Source organism: Bradyrhizobium sp. MI1.11, assembly GCF_055811255.1.
In genome coordinates this window covers 305,754-321,392 of the sequence record NZ_JBVVPM010000001.1, presented here as the reverse complement: position 1 = coordinate 321,392, position 15,639 = coordinate 305,754, and the positions used below count along the sequence as shown (strand labels likewise).

The window sequence follows — 15,639 nt, the reverse complement described above, 5'->3', positions numbered from 1 at the left end:
GCGCGGCAACCGTGCGCGCGCTCGGTCTCATCGCGGCGACGATCCTGTGTGTCGCGACACAAGCGGCGCGCGCGGACGACGCCGAACCGGCGTGGCGGGCAAGCGCGCTCGCCATGCTACCGGCAGGCTATGTTGCCGGCACGGCCTATCGAACCGAAGGTTCGACGGGCTACCTCGCCGTCTATCCGATCTCGTCGAACGATCCGAAGTCGCCTGCAAGCGTTTTCGGCGCGCGCCAGGCTCTTGTGGTCGCGCTGACGTCGGATGCGACGCGCGCAGTCTCGGCCGCATTGAAGCCGCGTAGCGGGCCGGATCCTGACAACGACGACACCGAATTCGCAAAGCTGCACGCCGATCTCGCCGCGAAGCGCTCGACGCTTCCCGACGGCACCGAGCCGTGCGATCTCGGCGCCTGGTCCGTCGACAAGGATCCTGATGGCCTCAACGTGCGTGCCGAACCATCGACCAAGGCGCGTGTGCTCGGCACGCTTCCGCCGCCCTACCTGCTCAAGCTCGGCGGCAGCGAGAACACGCCCGATGGCGGCTGGCTCACCGAATTCCGCATCATCGGCTTCAAGAACGGCTGGTTTTTGATCGAAGGCGCCAAGCCGCCCGGCAGGGACTACGAGGACGACAAGAAATATCCGCGCAGCGCGCCAAAGCCCTATGCCGGACGCGGCTGGGTCGCCTCCAACAAGGTCGGCGCGGCCTACGCCAATGGCGCGACCCGCATGGGCGGCCTGTTCCAGGCGCCCTTCGTCGATGCGAAATGGATGCCGGCCCAGCGCGAGCTCGGCGGTCCGATCGACACCGATGGCGGGCCGAAGCACATCTTTGCTTGCAGCGGCCTCTGGGGCCTCGTCGAGAGCCAGGACGGCGTCCGCGGCTGGTGGCGCGGGCTGTGCTCCAACCAGGTCACGAATTGCAGTTAGCCTGCGGCCCATCCTTCGAGACGCCCGCCTCCGGCGGGCCCTCAGGATGAGGTCATGTTTCGCGGCGAGATATCAGACCCTCATGGTGAGGAGCCCGCCAAAGCGGGCGTCTCGAACCATGCAGGCCGAGCTCTTCCGGCACTCCGGAGCGAGGCGAAGAGCTAGCCCAGATTCAGCTCCTTGAAGAAGTCGTTGCCCTTATCGTCGATGATGATGAACGCCGGGAAGTCGACGACCTCGATGCGCCAGATCGCTTCCATGCCGAGTTCGGGATATTCGAGCACCTCCACTTTCTTGATGCAGTGCTCGGCAAGATTCGCCGCGGCACCGCCGATCGAGCCGAGATAGAAGCCGCCATATTTCTTGCAGGCCTCGCGCACGGCCGGCGCCCGGTTGCCCTTGGCGACCATCACCATCGAGCCGCCGGCGGCCTGGAACTGATCGACGAAGGAATCCATGCGGCCAGCGGTGGTGGGGCCGAACGCACCGGAGGCGTAGCCCTCGGGCGTCTTGGCGGGGCCGGCGTAATAGACGGGATGGTTCTTGAAATAGTCCGGCAGCGGCTCGCCCTTGTCGAGCCGCTCGCGCAGCTTGGCATGCGCGGAATCGCGCGCGACGATCATGGTGCCGGTCATCGAGACCCGCGTCTTGGTCGGGTACTTCGAGAAGGTGGCCAGGATATCCTTCATCGGCTGGTTGAGATCGATCTTGACGACCTCGCCGCCCAGCGACTGCTCGACCTCAGGCAGATACTGCGCCGGGTTGTGCTCGAGCTCTTCGAGATAGACGCCGTCCTTGGTGATCTTGCCGAGCACCTGGCGATCGGCCGAGCAGGACACGCCGAGCCCGATGGGGAGCGAGGCGCCATGACGCGGCATGCGGATCACGCGGACGTCGTGGCAGAAGTATTTTCCGCCGAACTGCGCGCCGACGCCGAGCGACTGCGTCATCTTCAGAATTTCCTGCTCCATCTCGAGATCGCGAAACGCGTTGCCGTCGGGCGAGCCGTGGGTCGGCAGTGCATCGAGATAGCGAGCCGACGCCAACTTCACCGTCTTCATGCAGAGCTCGGCCGAGGTGCCGCCGATCACGATGGCGAGGTGATAGGGCGGGCACGCCGCGGTGCCCAGCGTCAAGACCTTCTCCTTCAGGAAGGCGAGCAGCCGGTCCTTGGTCAACACCGAGGGCGTGGCCTGGAACAGGAAGCTCTTGTTGGCGGAGCCGCCGCCCTTGGCCATGAACATGAACTTGTAGGCGTCATCACCTTCGGCGTAGATCTCGCACTGCGCCGGCATGTTGTTGGCGGTGTTCTTCTCCTCGTACATCGAGAGCGGCGCGACCTGCGAGTAGCGCAGATTGCGGCGCAGGTAAGCATCGCGCGCGCCTTCCGACAGCGCCGCCTCGTCGTCACCATCGGTGATGACGTTGCAGCCCTTCTTGCCCATGATGATCGCGGTGCCGGTGTCCTGGCACATCGGCAGCACGCCGCCGGCGGCGATGTTGGCGTTCTTGAGGAAGTCCAGCGCGACGAACTTGTCGTTCGGGCTCGCCTCGCCATCCTCCAGGATCGCGCGGAGCTGCTTCAGATGCCCCGGCCGCAGATAGTGGTTGATGTCGCCAAAGGCCGCTTCCGACAGGGCCCGCAGCGCCTCCCGCGACACCACCAGCATGTCCTTCCCCAGGACCTTCTCGACCCGCACGCCCTCGGCCGTGATCTTCTTGTAGGGCGTCTCGTCCTTGCCGAGCGGAAACAGCGGCGTGTGCTTGTAGGGCGGAACGGGCTTTATGGGGTCGGGGAAGGCGGTGGGAGCGTTCATGGGCTGGAATCTCGGGGTTTTGGAGCCCTCGTATGGGCCCCTTCCATAGAAGCGTTCTAAGCTTTTTTGCCGCAAAGGGAAGGCGCTCTGGTGCGGTCGGGGCATCCCGATTCGGCGACATGGCGACCTATTTTCGGCGGCAGTCGACGGACACGAGGCCCTCATCATGCCGGTGAAGACCCTGGGTGCACCCCTTGCGCTATGCGCGGGACGACGGTTGAATGCGCCCGCTAAGGGGCTTTTCATCATGACATTGAACTTGCACGTCCGCGGCGCGATCCTGGTCGCCGCCGCCATCACCGGCCTTGTGACCCTCGCCTCGCCCGCGCGCGCAGACCGCTGCGACGACAGCGCCAAGGAGCTGGCGAACCAGGTCGATCGCCTCAAGGTGAATTTCCGCGCAGCCAATGTCGTCTACTTGACTCATCCCGCGGCCAAGGAATTGTCCGTGGCTTGCCGTGGCGACAAATATTCGATCGAGCTCTATGCCAAGGGCGATCGCAAGCCCAAGCCGGAGTTCTTTGCGCTGGTGGGGTCGATGGCGGCGATCGTCTTCACCGTGACCAAGGACGATACGACGACGGGCGCGACACGCTGCCTGAAGCGGATGGGGCTCTTGCGCGGCGACAAGATCAGCATGCGTTACCGGCGTCTCAACATGGAATGCACCCGCACCAAGACGGATGCGTCCATCGCGATCACGCGCGGCAAGGACGAATAGGCGGGGCGACCCCTCGCTCTTTCCACGCACTCCGTCATTGCGAGCGCAGCGAAGCAATCCAGACTGTCTCTGCGGTGACAGACTGGATTGCTTCGTCGCAAGGGCTCCTCGCAATGACGAGGAGAGGTCCGAGAGCACATTCCACCGCACCGGATCCCTCGCATTTTAACGATTGGCTTGAAGGAAATTTCGCTCCTCGCGGCGCAGGGTCAATTGTTTCCATGTGTGAGGATTTGTGGATGAGCGTTTCTACCGTTTCGCCGCCGCCGATCGCGATCGTGGTGCCGAGCTACGACACGACCAAGCAGCAGGACGATCAGATCAAGACCAAAGACAACGACCCGACCTATAAGCCGCCGCCGCCTGCGCCGCTGCCGCCGGGTCAGGGTACGCGGATCGATCAGCTCGCCTGAACAGCCGCGTCGAAGATGAAATGCCCGATCCGGTCGATCGGGCTTTTCGCGTGTCCGGCCGCAACTTCGCCGGATAGCGGGGCCAATATTGTGCGCGGCTACCCTGAGACCTGCGCATGATCGCAAGACTCCTGTTGCAGAGCACGATCACCACCGCCGCCATGGGCGCGCTGCTGTTCGCGTCCGCGGACACCCTGCATTGGCCTTCGGCCTGGGTGTTCCTCGCGACCTCCGCCCTGCTCGGCCCGCTTTGCGGCTGGTGGCTTTACCGGGTCGACCCCGCACTGCTCGCCGAACGTCTGCGGCCGGTCCTGCAAAAGGACCAGCCCGCCGCCGACAAGGTGTTCATGACAGTCTTCGTCGTCGCGATGCTGGTCTGGCTGGCGGCGATCGGGCTCGACCGGCGTACGCTGTCCTCCGACGTGCCGATGGCGCTGCAGATGCTCGGCTTCGCCCTGTTCCTGCTCTCGACGCTGTTCATCCTCTGGGTTTTCCGCGAGAACTCATTCGCGGCGCCCGTGGTGAAGCTGCAGGCCGAGCGCGCGCAGCACGTGATCTCGACGGGGCCCTATGCCCATGTGCGCCATCCCATGTACAGCGGCATGATCCTGTTCTTCGCCGGCGTGCCGCTGCTTCTGGGCTCGTGGTGGGGACTTCTGATGGTGCCGCTGTTCCTCCTCTTGTTTGCGGTCCGCATTCGCATCGAGGAGCGCACGCTGCGCGAGGGCCTGCCGGGCTATGCCGATTATGTGACGCGCGTGCGCTATCGCCTGCTGCCTGGCCTGTGGTGAGCGCGCGCATCACTCTGCTGTGCTTTAACCATCCAACTCGCGGTAGCGGCGGAAGATGCCCTGCTCGTTAAAGACAATGCGGCGCCCGCTATCGAGATAGGCCTTGATGTTCCGCCGCTCCGCGACGCGGTCGTGCAGATCGACCAGGCCCGGGATATCGGTCTCGAACGCCTTCATCCGCTTCGGAAACGCATAGCGCAGCCCCGCGACGATCTGGAACAGCGAGAGATCGACATAGGTCAGCCTGCGGCCCGTGACATAGGCACCGCCATTGTCCTCAAGGAGCTGCTCGAAATAGCCGAGATATTTCGGCACGCGCTCGCCCCAGAAGTCGGCGGTGCGCTTCTTTGCCGGCGGTTTCTGATCTTCGTAGTAGAGCGAGGGCCCCAGCGGATGATGGGTGTCGTGAATCTCGACCACGAAATCGGTGATCGTGAGCTGGAGCTGATGGACCCAGAGTTGACCGGCCTCCGACTTCGGGGCGAGGGCGTGGCGGGCGCCCAGATAGAGCAGGATGTTCGCGGTCTGGCCGATGACGAGCTTACCGGCTTTGAGGAACGGCGGCGCAAAAGGCGGCGTGCCCTTGTGCGCGTCCATCATCTTCATCATCGCAGCTGTGCCGCGTGGGCCACGCGCCACGTCGACATAACCCGCGCCCGCCTCCTCCAGCGCCAGCCGCACATATTCACCGCGGCCCTGGATCTCGGGCCAATAATAGAGCTCGTATTTCATGAAAGGGGTCCGTGAGCGTGGAAGCGACAGGACCAATTTATCACGCGCGACAAGGTTCCGTCAGGATGGGGCGGAACGGCGGCACCACACGCTCCGTCATTGCGAGCGAAGCGAAGCAAATCCAGACTGTCACCCTGGAACGACTCTGGATTGCTTCGTCGCTGCGCTCCTCGCAATGACGGCAGCCTCAATTCGACGCGAAGCAATACAGCAGCCCGTCGCCGCCGGTGCTCTTCAGGTCGGCCTGCGAGCAGCCGCCATCAGGGCCGCGCGAGGGATGCGAGCTGTTCCACGATTTCGACGGCTCGTCATCGCGCAGGCCTTGACGATCGGCATGGCCCACGACCGCCGCGCCTTGCGTGCTCGACGTCCAGTTCTTGCAGGTCTTGTCGTCACCCGCGGGAAATGCGCTGCCGTCGGCTTGCGAACCCGTGAGGATGTCGTGCCGGTTCGGCGTGTCGCCGCGGCCGTTGATGACCTCGCCTTTCTCGCTGAGCGCGGTCTGCTTGGTGAGGTTGTTGGCCGCCCCGTGCAGGTCGGCAACGTCCTTTGCGATCATAGCGCCCTTGGCGTTCTGCCACGGTCCCTTGCCGATGCGGTCGCGCGCGTTGACGGCCGGCTTGCCGTCGGCGGCCTGCGTGGAGAGATAAGCGCGCCAGGTTTTGCCGCCGGCGCCGCCGGCCTGGGCCAGCTTCTGGCACTGCGCATCGGCCCCCTCCAGACCGCCGAGATCGGCGCCTTTGCCAGGACCATTGGAAGTCACGAAGAACGTCATGTCGGCCGACTGCGCCTGCGCCGATGGCGCCGCAAGCAAGGCCGCAGCGAGCGCGAGGCCTGAAATCGTCACGGATCTCTCAATGCGGGTCATCCTGTCCTCCCTTTGTGTTGTCATTGGCCGCCAGATTTCAACCCGACGCAGGCCCGCTTATTCCGATGTCGCAATGCGAGACGCCCAAAAGAACAAGGCCCCATGCAAGAAGCACGATGCCCTGGCTTTTCATGTCGTCTGCGATCTGTTGGTCAGCGGGATCGCCGACGATTCCCAGCCGCTTCCCGACTGCCATGTCGATTAATTGCTTCCCGGGACAAGGGTGCCGGGCGAGCATACCAAATGGGCCGATCCTCAAGTGATCGTCCAGGGGAGGACGCGGGGGACTGTGGCGGGACCGTTCAGGGCGGTATCCGCGACCACATCGGGGCTGCGCAGGGACGCGGCGCAAGGGGGAGATCGTCATGCACCGGACCACCATCCGCCCAATCACGACAATTGCCGGCCGTGCCACCCTTTGCTGCCTTGCCGTCGGTCTTGCCATCGGTCCGAACTGCGCCTTGGCCGCGGAACTGCTCAAAGCCCGACTTGCGCAAAACCTCGGACCGATCTCCGGCATTGCGATCGTCGCCAAATCGAAGGGAATCTTCGAAAAGAACGGACTGGACATCACAGTCTCGAACTTCACGTCCGGCAAGCAGTGCCTGGACACGGTGATCGGGGGCGGCGCCGACATCGCGACGACGGCCGAGGCGCCGGTCACCGCTTCGGCGATGGCAAACCAGCCCATCGCCTTCGTCGCCGGCATGGAATATTCCGACCTCAAGACGGTCGTCGCAGCCAAGGCCGGCGTCAAGACCAAGGCCGATCTTCGCGGCAAGCGAATCGCCTTCACGGCCGGCACCGGCAGCGAGGTTTACACGGCGACTTTGCTGAAGTCGGCGGGATTGACGCCCAAGGATGTCACCCTCGTCAATCTGCGGCCGCAGGAAATGCTGCCGGCACTTGCAGCCGGAAGCATCGACGCGATCGACACCTGGGAGCCCCACGTCGCCAACGCGAAGAAGGCCCTGGGCGAAGCCGTCGCTGAGCTCGATACAACGGGCACTTACTCCGAGACGTTCAACATCGTCGTCATGAGGCCCTATCTGGATGCCAACCCTGCGCTGGTCGAGAAGTTCATCGCCGCACTGATCGATGCCGAGGTCTGGATGAAGGAACACCCGGATGAAGCGATCACGACAGTGGCGGACGCGGTTGGAATGAAGCGGGACGAACTCGCGCCCATCTGGGCCGACTATGTTTACCGGGTGCGTCTCGACGACCGGCTGATCGAGATTCTCAAGACCCACTCCGCATGGCGCCTCGAGAGCGGCAACCATCCTCCGGGAGCGGCGATGCCCGACTTCAGCAAATTCGTCGTCACCGAGCCACTGAAAAAGGTCGATCCCGCACGCGTCACCCTGTCGTGGAAATAGGCACCCGCGCGGCCATGCAGGAAGCCACTTCAGCGGGACGCGACATTGCCATCCGCACTGGCGGTCGCGCTCGGCGGCCGAATTCAGTTCGGCTTCGCCGTCTCAATATTCTGGTCGGGGCGCTTTCGCTTCCCTTGTTCATTGGGCTCTGGGAACTTGTCTCCCGTTCCGGAACCGTCAACATGGTGCTGTTTCCGCCGCCCACGGTGGTTGCTGCGGCCGTGCTTGAATGGATCCGAAGCGGACAGTTCTTTAGCGATCTGTTGGCCAGCCTCTTTCGCGTCACCACGGGATTCATCATAGGCGGCGCACTCGGCATCCTGCTCGGTGTTCTCACCGGCCAATTCCCCGTTATCTCGAGCTTGCTGTCCCCGCTATTCCATATCTTGCGGCCAATTCCGCCGATTGCGTTCGTGCCGATCGTCATCCTCTGGTTCGGCCTGTCGGAGGCGGGAAAATTGTTCCTCGTCGTATGGGGCGTATTCTTCACGGTATGGCTTTCGACTCACATCGGCGTGCAGAAGGTCGACCGTGGCCTGATTCGGGCGGCGTTGATGCTCGGCACGCCCCGACGGCAGATGCTGCAGGAGATCGTGCTGCTGGGCGCGCTTCCCTACATTGTGGTCGGGTTGCGCACCGCCGTCAGCATCTCCTTCTATACGCTTGTCGCGGCTGAACTGGCCGGCGCTTTCGCCGGCATCGTCTACAGGATCGAGATTGCGCAGCAGAATTTGCAAACGGGCCAGGTCATGGGCGGGCTCGCAGCGCTCGGGTTGATGTCGTTCATCGCCGACCGGCTGTTTGCGGCTCTTGCCGAACGTATCGTCTGGTGGCGCTGATGTCGGGATCTCGATCGGGCATGAAACTGGCGCTGGCAAGTTCGCCTGCCTCCGTCGAATCGGCCCGAAAACAACCGGCCATTCAAGTCTCGAACCTGAGCATCGTCTTCGACACCAAGCGCGGGCAAATGATTGCGGTCGATCGCGTTTCGTTTGACGTGGCGCCTGGCGAGTTCGTTTGCATCGCCGGGCCCTCCGGCTGCGGCAAGTCGACGGTGCTCAATACGATCGCCGGGCTGGAAGTGCCGTTCGAAGGCGAGATCCTGGTCGAGGGCGCGCCCGTCTACAGTCCGCGTCCCGATGTCGGCATGGTGTTCCAGCAGCCGCATCTCTTTCCCTGGAAGTCCGTCCGCAGCAACATCGCCCACGGCCCCAGGATGCTCGGGAAGTCCAAGACGGAAGCGTATGCCATCGCCGACGATCTGATCGCGATGGTTGGCCTCAAGCGTTTCGCCGACGCTTATCCGAACACGCTGTCCGGCGGCATGCAACAGCGCGTGGCGATCGCGCGAGCGCTGGCCAATCAGCCCCGTGTGCTGCTGATGGACGAGCCCTTCGGGGCGCTCGACGCGCAGACCCGCGCGGTGATGCAGGACAATCTGCTGGCGCTGCGCGACCGGATCAAGGCGACAATCGTATTCGTGACGCATGATATCGATGAAGCCATCGTGCTGGCCGACCGCGTTCTCATCATGAGCGCGGGACCCGGCCGCATCCTGCGCGAAGTCGCGGTCAAGCTGCCGCGCCCACGGTCGAGTTCTGTCATGGTCGAGCCAGCTTATCTGTCGCTCAAGAAGGATTGTCTCGACGTCATCCGCGCAGAAGGGTTGCGGGCGTTCAATCAGTCGGACGCGGACTGATGACCCGGAGCCCGCGGGTCTGAGGCGGACGCAGCGGGCTGGCATGGTTCTTGAATATTCGATGCCGGGTCTCACATGCGGAGCCGGCCATGCACAGGGCGAACAGCGCGATAGCGGCAGGTGTGATGCTCGCGGAGTCGGACGATCTCGTCAGACCGCTGCCCGGCTTGCTGGATGGTCTCAACCGGGCTGATTGCAATCGCTTGCGTGCGATCGGACGCGAAAAGATCCTGGAAGCCGGCCAACTGGTTTGGTCTCAGGGCGACGCACAGGCCGGGATCTACCTGATCAGCGAGGGACGCATACGCAGCTACTATGCTGCACCGTCGGGGCGCGAAGTCACGCTCGCCTATTGGTTTCCCGGCAACTTCGTCGGCGGGCCCGACATATTCGGGACGGGCCCGCACATGTGGACATCGGTTGCAGCCGAGCGCAGCCGGTTGACGTTCATGCCCGGACCGGCGCTGCGGCGGCTTGCGCTGGAATCGCCGACGATTGCCGTCGCCTTGCTGGATGCCCTCGCATTCAAGGCGCGATGCTATTCGGCGATGGCCCAGATGCTTGGGACGCGCTCGGTGACCGAGCGGCTGCACAGCCTGCTGATCTTCCTGTCGCACGTCTACGGCGTGAAGCGCGACAACGAGGTCGTCGTCGGCATGCCGTTCACCCACGGGGATCTCGCCAACCTCATCGGATCCACCCGCCAATGGGTGACCGTGCAACTCGCGCGGCTCCAGGACGAAGGCGTGATCAGATATGAAAGATCCGTGATTTCGATCCTGGATATTTCTACGCTCGGGCAGGCGATGGGATAATGTCCGCCCTTTAGCCGCCAGACTTCAATTCGAACGCCGATCCGTCTGCGCCTGCCTCGAACCGCCGCGCCAGTCCGATCAGCGCGCGATCGTGCCAGGCCGGCGCTAGCAGGGTCACGCCCATGGGCATGCCGTTTGACAATTTCGCATTCGGAACGGCGACGCCGCAGAGATCGAGTAGATTGGCAAAGTACGAGTAGTAGCCCAGACGATTGTTGAGGGTGATCGGATCACGATGCATCTCCTCCAGTGTGAACGGCCGCGGTGCAGTCGGAACCACCAGGGCATCGATGCCGGCAAAGATTGCTTCGGCGTCGCGGCGAAGCCGGTGCAGCCGGTGAATGGCGCCAAACGTGTCGATCGCCGAATAGCCGGCGGCTGAGCCCAGCACGGTCCTCGTGACATCAAGCAAGGAGCCGGATTCGACATCGATGAGAGAAGCGATGGCGGAGCGCCGCTCAGCGACCCAGGGACCGCTGAACATCAACTCCCCCGCTTGGCGGAATGGGGCAAAGTCCACCTCGATCGCTGTTCCTCCGATATGAGCAAGACGTTCGCAGGCGCTCTCGTAGAGTTCGCCGCATTCCGACATGCCGAAGCATTCGAGATCTGCTGGCGCAACGCGGCCGAACCGGAATGATGCCGCCGCCCCGTTGGCGGAGAAAAAGGTTCTGGGCAGGCGGCTGTAGGGATCTTCGAAATCAAACCCTTCGATGATGTCGAGGATTGCTTCGCCGTCGCTGACGGTATTGCAGAATACCGACACGCAATCGATCGTCGGACAATTCGGCACCAGGCCACGTGATGACACCAGCCCAACGGTCGGCTTGATTCCGACGATGTTGTTGAACCCGGCAGGTATGCGCCCCGAGCCGCCGGTATCGGTGCCGAGCGCAAAGGCGACGTGCCCCGCCGCCACGGCGACCGCGGAGCCGGAACTGGAACCGCCCGCAACATAGCGGGCATCGGCAACCGACGCGCAGGGGCCATGGGGCGAGCGCGCGCCGGACAGGCCTGTGGCGAACTGATCGAGATTGGTCTTTCCGAGGCAAATTGCGCCGGCTGCGGTGAGGCGTTCGACGCTATGCGCGGAATGCCAGGGCGTGTAGCTGAACGCCGGACATGCGGCAGTTGTCGGCATTCCCGCGACGTCGATATTGTCCTTCACACCAAATGGAATGCCAAGCAGCGGAAGATTTTCGCCCGTCCGCGCGCGCGCCACCAGTCTATGGCATTCTTCGAGTGCCTCCTGCCGTGGGCGAAGATAGATCCAGCAATTGCGGTCGCGCTCGGCCTCGATCCGGTCATACGCCGTTCCGATCGCCTCCAGCAGCAGGGACGAACTCCTGGCAATGCCTTCGTAGTTTGTCCTGAGGCGCGCGACACACTGGCTCACGGAATATCTCCTCATCCAACCGGCATGTGCGAAATTGCGGCAGCTCTGCGCGGCCAACAAGCAATTAAGTGCTTCGCCCAAATGGCCGCCTGACCGAAACGCGCAGCTCAAACAAAAAGGGCGCCGTGCCGAAGCACGACGCCCTCGTTTGTCGCTATACGCGCGATCAGTTGGTCTGCTGGATTGCCGACAATTCCCAGGCGCCGCCCGGACGTCGGGCAAAGGTCCAGACCTCGGTGGCCTCGCCCGGCTGCTCGCTGCCGGCGACGATTGCGCCGGTATTGCGGTCGAGCGTCTTGTCGGTGAGCGCGAAGCGCAGCGCCACCGTCGCGTAATCGGTCTCGCCTTCGCGCCAGGATTCCGCGAGGTCGCCCTGCAACAGCTTCACGCCGCTGACCTTGTTGACGACATTGCGCGCGCGGTTCTGGCCGAGGTCCTGCTCGAAATAGGAGACCATTTCCGGCGTCGCTAACGTGTGCAGCTTGGCCACGTCCTCATTCGACCACGCGGTCTGGACATCGCCGAGCAGGCGCTCGAACGCTTCATAGTCGTCCGGCTTGATCTCGAGCGGGGCGTTGTTGGCGCCGAAGCCGAAGCCGCCGCCAAGACCGCCACCAAGACGGTTATTCGCCTGCGGTCCCGGACCGGCACCGGCGTCAGCGTTGGCATAGGCCGCCTGCGGGGTGTGCCGGCGCTGCCACCAGGACATCGCCAGCCGAACCACGAGCACCACGAGCACGATCTGGATGATCAGGCCGATGATCGACGACAGGCCGCCGAGGCCGCCGAACAGGCCACCGCCGAACAGCATGCCGAGCAGGCCGGCGCCGAGGAACCCGGCCGCAAGGCCGCCCAGGAAACCGCCACCGCGGCCGAACAGGCCGCCACGCGCGGGTGCGGCGGCAGCCGAATTCATGCCTGCGCCCGGCTGGGTGTAGGTCCGATTGAACTGCGAGGTCGAGCCCGGCGCGGTCGTGGTTGATGGCGGGGCCGAATAGGTGCGCGAACCGCGCGAACCAGACGACATGCCGCCACCGACGCGCGCGTCGGCGGACGAGATCGCCAGCGCAGTCGGCAGCGCAAGCGCCAGCACGACGGCAATCGTCTTGAAGAGGCTGCGGGAGCGTTGCGAGAAATTCATGTTGGTTTCCCAGATCCCCGGCATGGGGACGTGCCCCTAAGATGGGCAGCCTTCCGTAAAAAGGAAGCCACTATCGGAACTTATGGCTGCGGCCCTCAGTCGCGGGGATGTGGCAAAAGCCCATCTTTGGCGGCAGCTTGGCCGGGCGTGCGAAGGAGCCGCGGTCGCGGGTTACCGGTCACTTGTGCGACGGGAGTTCCGGTTTCCCGTCGTCATGGCGTCGAGGCCCTCACCCCGCCTTCGCCATCGTCTCCTTCACGGCCGCCACGAGCTGGCTGAGCGTGAACGGCTTGGGCAGGAAGTCGAACTGCTGGCCTTCGGGCAGGCTCTTCTCGAATGCGTCTTCCGCGTAGCCGGAGACGAAGATGAACTTGATGTCGGGATTCTTCTCGCGCATCGCCTTGAGCAGTGTCGGGCCGTCCATCTCCGGCATCACGACGTCGGACACGACGAGATCGATTCCGCCGCTCTGCTCTTCCAGTACCTCCAGCGCCTCGACACCGTTCTCGGCCTCGACCACTGTGTAGCCGCGCGAGCGCAGACCGCGCGCGTTGAGCGCGCGCAGGCCCTCTTCGTCCTCGACCAGGAGGATGGTGCCCTGTCCGGTGAGATCGGTGCGGGGCTTGGCGTCCGTCACGGACCCGGCTTCCTTCGCGGCACCATTGCTGGCGCCAACGACCGGCGCCGGCTGCTCGACCTGCACCTCCGGCTCGGCATGATGGCGCGGCAGGAAGATCTGGAACGAGGTGCCCTGCCCCGGCTCGGAGTCCACGTAAATGAAACCACCGGTCTGCTTGACGATGCCATAGACGGTCGAGAGCCCGAGGCCAGTGCCCTTGCCGACTTCCTTGGTCGAGAAGAACGGCTCGAAGATCTTGTCGCGGATGTCGGCGGGAATGCCGGTACCGGTGTCGGCGACCTCGATCCGCACATAGTCCGCTGCCGGCATGCCTTTGTAGGCCAGCTTGGCCGCTTCCTCGGTTGTGACGTTGGCGGTGCGGATGATCAGCTTGCCGCCGTCGGGCATGGCGTCGCGCGCGTTGACCGCGAGGTTGACGATGACCTGTTCGAACTGGGAGACGTCGACCTTGACCGGCCAGAGATCGCGACCGTGGATCGTCTCGTGCTTGACCTTCTCGCCGATCAGGCGGCGCAGCAGCATGGCGAGGTCGGAGAGCGCATCGCCGAGGTCGAGCACCTGCGGCCGCAGCGTCTGGCGGCGCGAGAACGCCAGCAACTGCCGCACCAGCGTGGCGGCCCGCGTCGCGTTCTGCTTGATCTGCATGATGTCCTGGAACGACGGATCGGTCGGCTTGTGCGCGTTCAGCAGGAAGTCGTTCGCCATCATGATGGCGGAGAGCACGTTGTTGAAGTCGTGGGCGATGCCGCCGGCGAGCTGGCCGACGGTCTCCATCTTCTGCGACTGATTGATCTGGTTCTCCAGCGCGCGCCGCTCGGTGGTCTCGAGCATGTGCACGATGGCGACTTCGGCGTCGTTCTCGGCCGCGTCCACGGGCGTGACGAAGAACTGGCCCCAGCGCTCTCTGGTTCCTTCGAGCGCCACTTCGACCGGCGCGACGTCGGCCTGGCCCTCCGCGGCCTGGTTGATGGCCGCGATCAAGAGATGCCGGTCGCGCGAATTGACCGCGCGGAAGATCGACTTGCTGGCGCTGTCGAGCCCTAGCGCCTGCCCGAGCTTGGCGTAGCGCGCATTGGCGCGCACGACGTTGCCGCCGCGGTCGACGGTGGCGATCGCCATCGGGGTATGGTCGAAGAAGCGCATGAAGCGCACTTCGGCGGCACGGTCCGGATCGCTGCGCTCGTCGCGGGCACGGCTGATCACCAGCGTGCGCGACGGGCCCGGCGCGCCGTCGGCGCCGAAGGCGAGCTTGTGATAGAGCCGCACCGGCATGGTCTTGCCGGTACGCATGCGCAGGTCGATGTCGAAGACCTCGGTCTTGACCTCGCCCGGCACCGACACGATCGCGGTCAGCAGCGAAGCGCCATCGCCGGAGACAATGTCGGTGAGCTTCAGCCCGCCCGAGCCGATCTCGGCAAGGTCGTAGTCGAGCCAGTTCGCCAGCGTCGCGTTGACATAAGCGAGCTCGCCGGCCGGATTGACCGAGAAAAAACCGCAGGGCGCGTGATCGAGATATTCGATCGCGTGCTGGAGTTCCTGGAACACGTCCTCCTGGCGCTCGCGGTCGCGGGTGATGTCGGCGATCGACCACACCGCATATCTCGCCTCGCGCTTGCCGGTGCCGAGAGGCCGCACCCGCATGCGTAGCCAGCGGCCCTGGCTGCCGTCATTGCCGGAGATGCGCACCTCTTCCTGCTGCCGCTTGCCTTCGCGCGCGGCTTTCAACAGGCGGAACACCGCCTCGGAGACGTCGGGGTTGCCGATGAAGACGCGCTCCACGGGACGCACGTCCTGTGGGCCGGCGGCGCCGGTCAGCGTCAGATAGGCCGCGTTGGAATAGACCACATGGCCCCGCGGGTCGGTCACGGCGAGGCCGTCGAAGGCGTGGTCGGCGATGCGCCCCATCACGGGATCGTCGAGATTGCGATCGACGAAGCGGATGATGCCGGCGGCGAAGGCGAACAGGTTGAACAGGCCGACCATCGCCAGCACGGCGAGGATGCCGAGGATATAGGGCTGGGCCTGCGCGCGCCCGAGCGTCATCAGCCCGACGGCAACGGCGACGAGGCCGGCGGCCACCAGCAGCACCAGCGCAATGCTGCCCGAGCGCGGCGACGGCTCGTGCGCCGCAACGGGCTCGCGTGTGAGGTCGTGGTCGGTCTCGGCAGTCATCTCAAGCTGGCACAGCCTGTCGGCAGAGAATCAACGCGCTACAGGGCGCGCAGGGTCCTCCCTGCCTGAATCGGACCCGCAGACGCAAGGGCAGCAGGGGCGAAAGGTACGCTGATTCCCAGA

General features: G+C 64.4%; 15 protein-coding genes. 9 read left to right on the top strand and 6 right to left on the bottom strand.

The genetic code is table 11. The features are described 5' to 3' along the window. The first annotated feature begins 11 nt into the window (after nucleotides 1-11). Nucleotides 12-932 (top strand): SH3 domain-containing protein, encoded by a 921-nt coding sequence (locus AC0L30_RS01485; RefSeq protein ID WP_473403653.1) that lies wholly within the window; start codon nucleotides 12-14, stop codon nucleotides 930-932. Between the two features lie 161 nt (nucleotides 933-1,093). Here the strand turns inward: AC0L30_RS01485 and AC0L30_RS01480 are convergent, their stop codons facing one another. Then, nucleotides 1,094-2,749, bottom strand: a complete 1,656-nt coding sequence (locus tag AC0L30_RS01480; RefSeq protein ID WP_219685035.1) for a fumarate hydratase — start codon at nucleotides 2,747-2,749, stop codon at nucleotides 1,094-1,096. Between the two features lie 247 nt (nucleotides 2,750-2,996). Between AC0L30_RS01480 and AC0L30_RS01475 the strand changes: the two genes are divergently transcribed. The 3 genes from AC0L30_RS01475 to AC0L30_RS01465 all read left to right on the top strand — a co-directional run bounded on the left by AC0L30_RS01475 (nucleotide 2,997) and on the right by AC0L30_RS01465 (nucleotide 4,674). Further along, nucleotides 2,997-3,470, top strand: coding sequence for a hypothetical protein (locus tag AC0L30_RS01475; RefSeq protein ID WP_219685036.1), 474 nt, complete (start codon nucleotides 2,997-2,999; stop codon nucleotides 3,468-3,470). A gap of 239 nt (nucleotides 3,471-3,709) precedes the next feature. Continuing rightward, nucleotides 3,710-3,883: a hypothetical protein gene (locus AC0L30_RS01470; protein ID WP_007612258.1), complete on the top strand. Its 174-nt coding sequence runs from the start codon at nucleotides 3,710-3,712 to the stop codon at nucleotides 3,881-3,883. Nucleotides 3,884-3,999: 116 nt separating this feature from the next. After that, entirely contained in the window at nucleotides 4,000-4,674 is a 675-nt protein-coding gene (locus AC0L30_RS01465) for a methyltransferase family protein (RefSeq protein ID WP_219685038.1), read from the top strand. Nucleotides 4,675-4,698: 24 nt separating this feature from the next. On the opposite strand, the gene AC0L30_RS01460 is transcribed toward AC0L30_RS01465, so the two are convergent. Continuing rightward, nucleotides 4,699-5,406 carry a glutathione S-transferase gene (locus AC0L30_RS01460; protein WP_219685039.1) on the bottom strand — a complete coding sequence of 236 codons (708 nt, stop codon included), beginning with the start codon at nucleotides 5,404-5,406 and terminating at the stop codon, nucleotides 4,699-4,701. A 187-nt stretch (nucleotides 5,407-5,593) separates the two neighbouring features. Then, nucleotides 5,594-6,274 carry a lectin gene (locus AC0L30_RS01455; protein WP_473403652.1) on the bottom strand — a complete coding sequence of 227 codons (681 nt, stop codon included), beginning with the start codon at nucleotides 6,272-6,274 and terminating at the stop codon, nucleotides 5,594-5,596. Here AC0L30_RS01455 and AC0L30_RS01450 point away from each other — a divergent pair. From AC0L30_RS01450 to AC0L30_RS01430, 5 genes are all read left to right on the top strand, one after another. Then, complete coding sequence (locus AC0L30_RS01450; RefSeq protein ID WP_473403651.1) at nucleotides 6,264-6,479, top strand: hypothetical protein; 216 nt, start codon at nucleotides 6,264-6,266, stop codon at nucleotides 6,477-6,479. The genes AC0L30_RS01455 and AC0L30_RS01450 overlap by 11 nt on opposite strands. Nucleotides 6,480-6,639: 160 nt before the next feature. After that, nucleotides 6,640-7,653 carry an NrtA/SsuA/CpmA family ABC transporter substrate-binding protein gene (locus AC0L30_RS01445; protein WP_473403650.1) on the top strand — a complete coding sequence of 338 codons (1,014 nt, stop codon included), beginning with the start codon at nucleotides 6,640-6,642 and terminating at the stop codon, nucleotides 7,651-7,653. 182 nt (nucleotides 7,654-7,835) lie between these two features. Further along, nucleotides 7,836-8,492 (top strand): ABC transporter permease, encoded by a 657-nt coding sequence (locus AC0L30_RS01440; RefSeq protein WP_240543214.1) that lies wholly within the window; start codon nucleotides 7,836-7,838, stop codon nucleotides 8,490-8,492. Nucleotides 8,493-8,512: 20 nt separating this feature from the next. After that, nucleotides 8,513-9,352: an ABC transporter ATP-binding protein gene (locus tag AC0L30_RS01435; protein WP_007602161.1), complete on the top strand. Its 840-nt coding sequence runs from the start codon at nucleotides 8,513-8,515 to the stop codon at nucleotides 9,350-9,352. Between the two features lie 89 nt (nucleotides 9,353-9,441). Beyond that, nucleotides 9,442-10,167 carry a Crp/Fnr family transcriptional regulator gene (locus AC0L30_RS01430; RefSeq protein ID WP_354159229.1) on the top strand — a complete coding sequence of 242 codons (726 nt, stop codon included), beginning with the start codon at nucleotides 9,442-9,444 and terminating at the stop codon, nucleotides 10,165-10,167. Between the two features lie 10 nt (nucleotides 10,168-10,177). On the opposite strand, the gene atzF is transcribed toward AC0L30_RS01430, so the two are convergent. The 3 genes from atzF to cckA all read right to left on the bottom strand — a co-directional run bounded on the left by atzF (nucleotide 10,178) and on the right by cckA (nucleotide 15,516). Further along, the gene (gene atzF / locus AC0L30_RS01425; protein ID WP_473403649.1) at nucleotides 10,178-11,785 is read right to left on the bottom strand and encodes an allophanate hydrolase; all 1,608 of its coding nucleotides are present in this window, start codon (nucleotides 11,783-11,785) and stop codon (nucleotides 10,178-10,180) included. After that, nucleotides 11,730-12,728 carry a Tim44 domain-containing protein gene (locus AC0L30_RS01420; RefSeq protein WP_473403648.1) on the bottom strand — a complete coding sequence of 333 codons (999 nt, stop codon included), beginning with the start codon at nucleotides 12,726-12,728 and terminating at the stop codon, nucleotides 11,730-11,732. The genes atzF and AC0L30_RS01420 overlap by 56 nt, the downstream gene beginning before the upstream one ends. A 205-nt stretch (nucleotides 12,729-12,933) precedes the next feature. Beyond that, complete coding sequence (gene cckA / locus AC0L30_RS01415; RefSeq protein ID WP_473403647.1) at nucleotides 12,934-15,516, bottom strand: cell cycle histidine kinase CckA; 2,583 nt, start codon at nucleotides 15,514-15,516, stop codon at nucleotides 12,934-12,936. Nucleotides 15,517-15,639: the final 123 nt, after the last annotated feature.

Bases quoted from the DNA above. Each gene is read 5' to 3' on its own strand.
- AC0L30_RS01460 (WP_219685039.1), bottom strand. From the start codon at position 5,406: ATGAAATACGAGCTCTATTATTGGCCCGAGATCCAGGGCCGCGGTGAA.
- AC0L30_RS01455 (WP_473403652.1), bottom strand. From the start codon at position 6,274: ATGACCCGCATTGAGAGATCCGTGACGATTTCAGGCCTCGCGCTCGCT.
- AC0L30_RS01430 (WP_354159229.1), top strand. From the start codon at position 9,442: ATGCACAGGGCGAACAGCGCGATAGCGGCAGGTGTGATGCTCGCGGAG.
- AC0L30_RS01470 (WP_007612258.1), top strand. From the start codon at position 3,710: ATGAGCGTTTCTACCGTTTCGCCGCCGCCGATCGCGATCGTGGTGCCG.
- AC0L30_RS01475 (WP_219685036.1), top strand. From the start codon at position 2,997: ATGACATTGAACTTGCACGTCCGCGGCGCGATCCTGGTCGCCGCCGCC.
- AC0L30_RS01420 (WP_473403648.1), bottom strand. From the start codon at position 12,728: ATGCCGGGGATCTGGGAAACCAACATGAATTTCTCGCAACGCTCCCGC.
- cckA (WP_473403647.1), bottom strand. From the start codon at position 15,516: ATGACTGCCGAGACCGACCACGACCTCACACGCGAGCCCGTTGCGGCG.
- AC0L30_RS01435 (WP_007602161.1), top strand. From the start codon at position 8,513: ATGAAACTGGCGCTGGCAAGTTCGCCTGCCTCCGTCGAATCGGCCCGA.
- AC0L30_RS01440 (WP_240543214.1), top strand. From the start codon at position 7,836: ATGGTGCTGTTTCCGCCGCCCACGGTGGTTGCTGCGGCCGTGCTTGAA.
- AC0L30_RS01465 (WP_219685038.1), top strand. From the start codon at position 4,000: ATGATCGCAAGACTCCTGTTGCAGAGCACGATCACCACCGCCGCCATG.
- AC0L30_RS01480 (WP_219685035.1), bottom strand. From the start codon at position 2,749: ATGAACGCTCCCACCGCCTTCCCCGACCCCATAAAGCCCGTTCCGCCC.
- AC0L30_RS01445 (WP_473403650.1), top strand. From the start codon at position 6,640: ATGCACCGGACCACCATCCGCCCAATCACGACAATTGCCGGCCGTGCC.
- AC0L30_RS01450 (WP_473403651.1), top strand. From the start codon at position 6,264: ATGCGGGTCATCCTGTCCTCCCTTTGTGTTGTCATTGGCCGCCAGATT.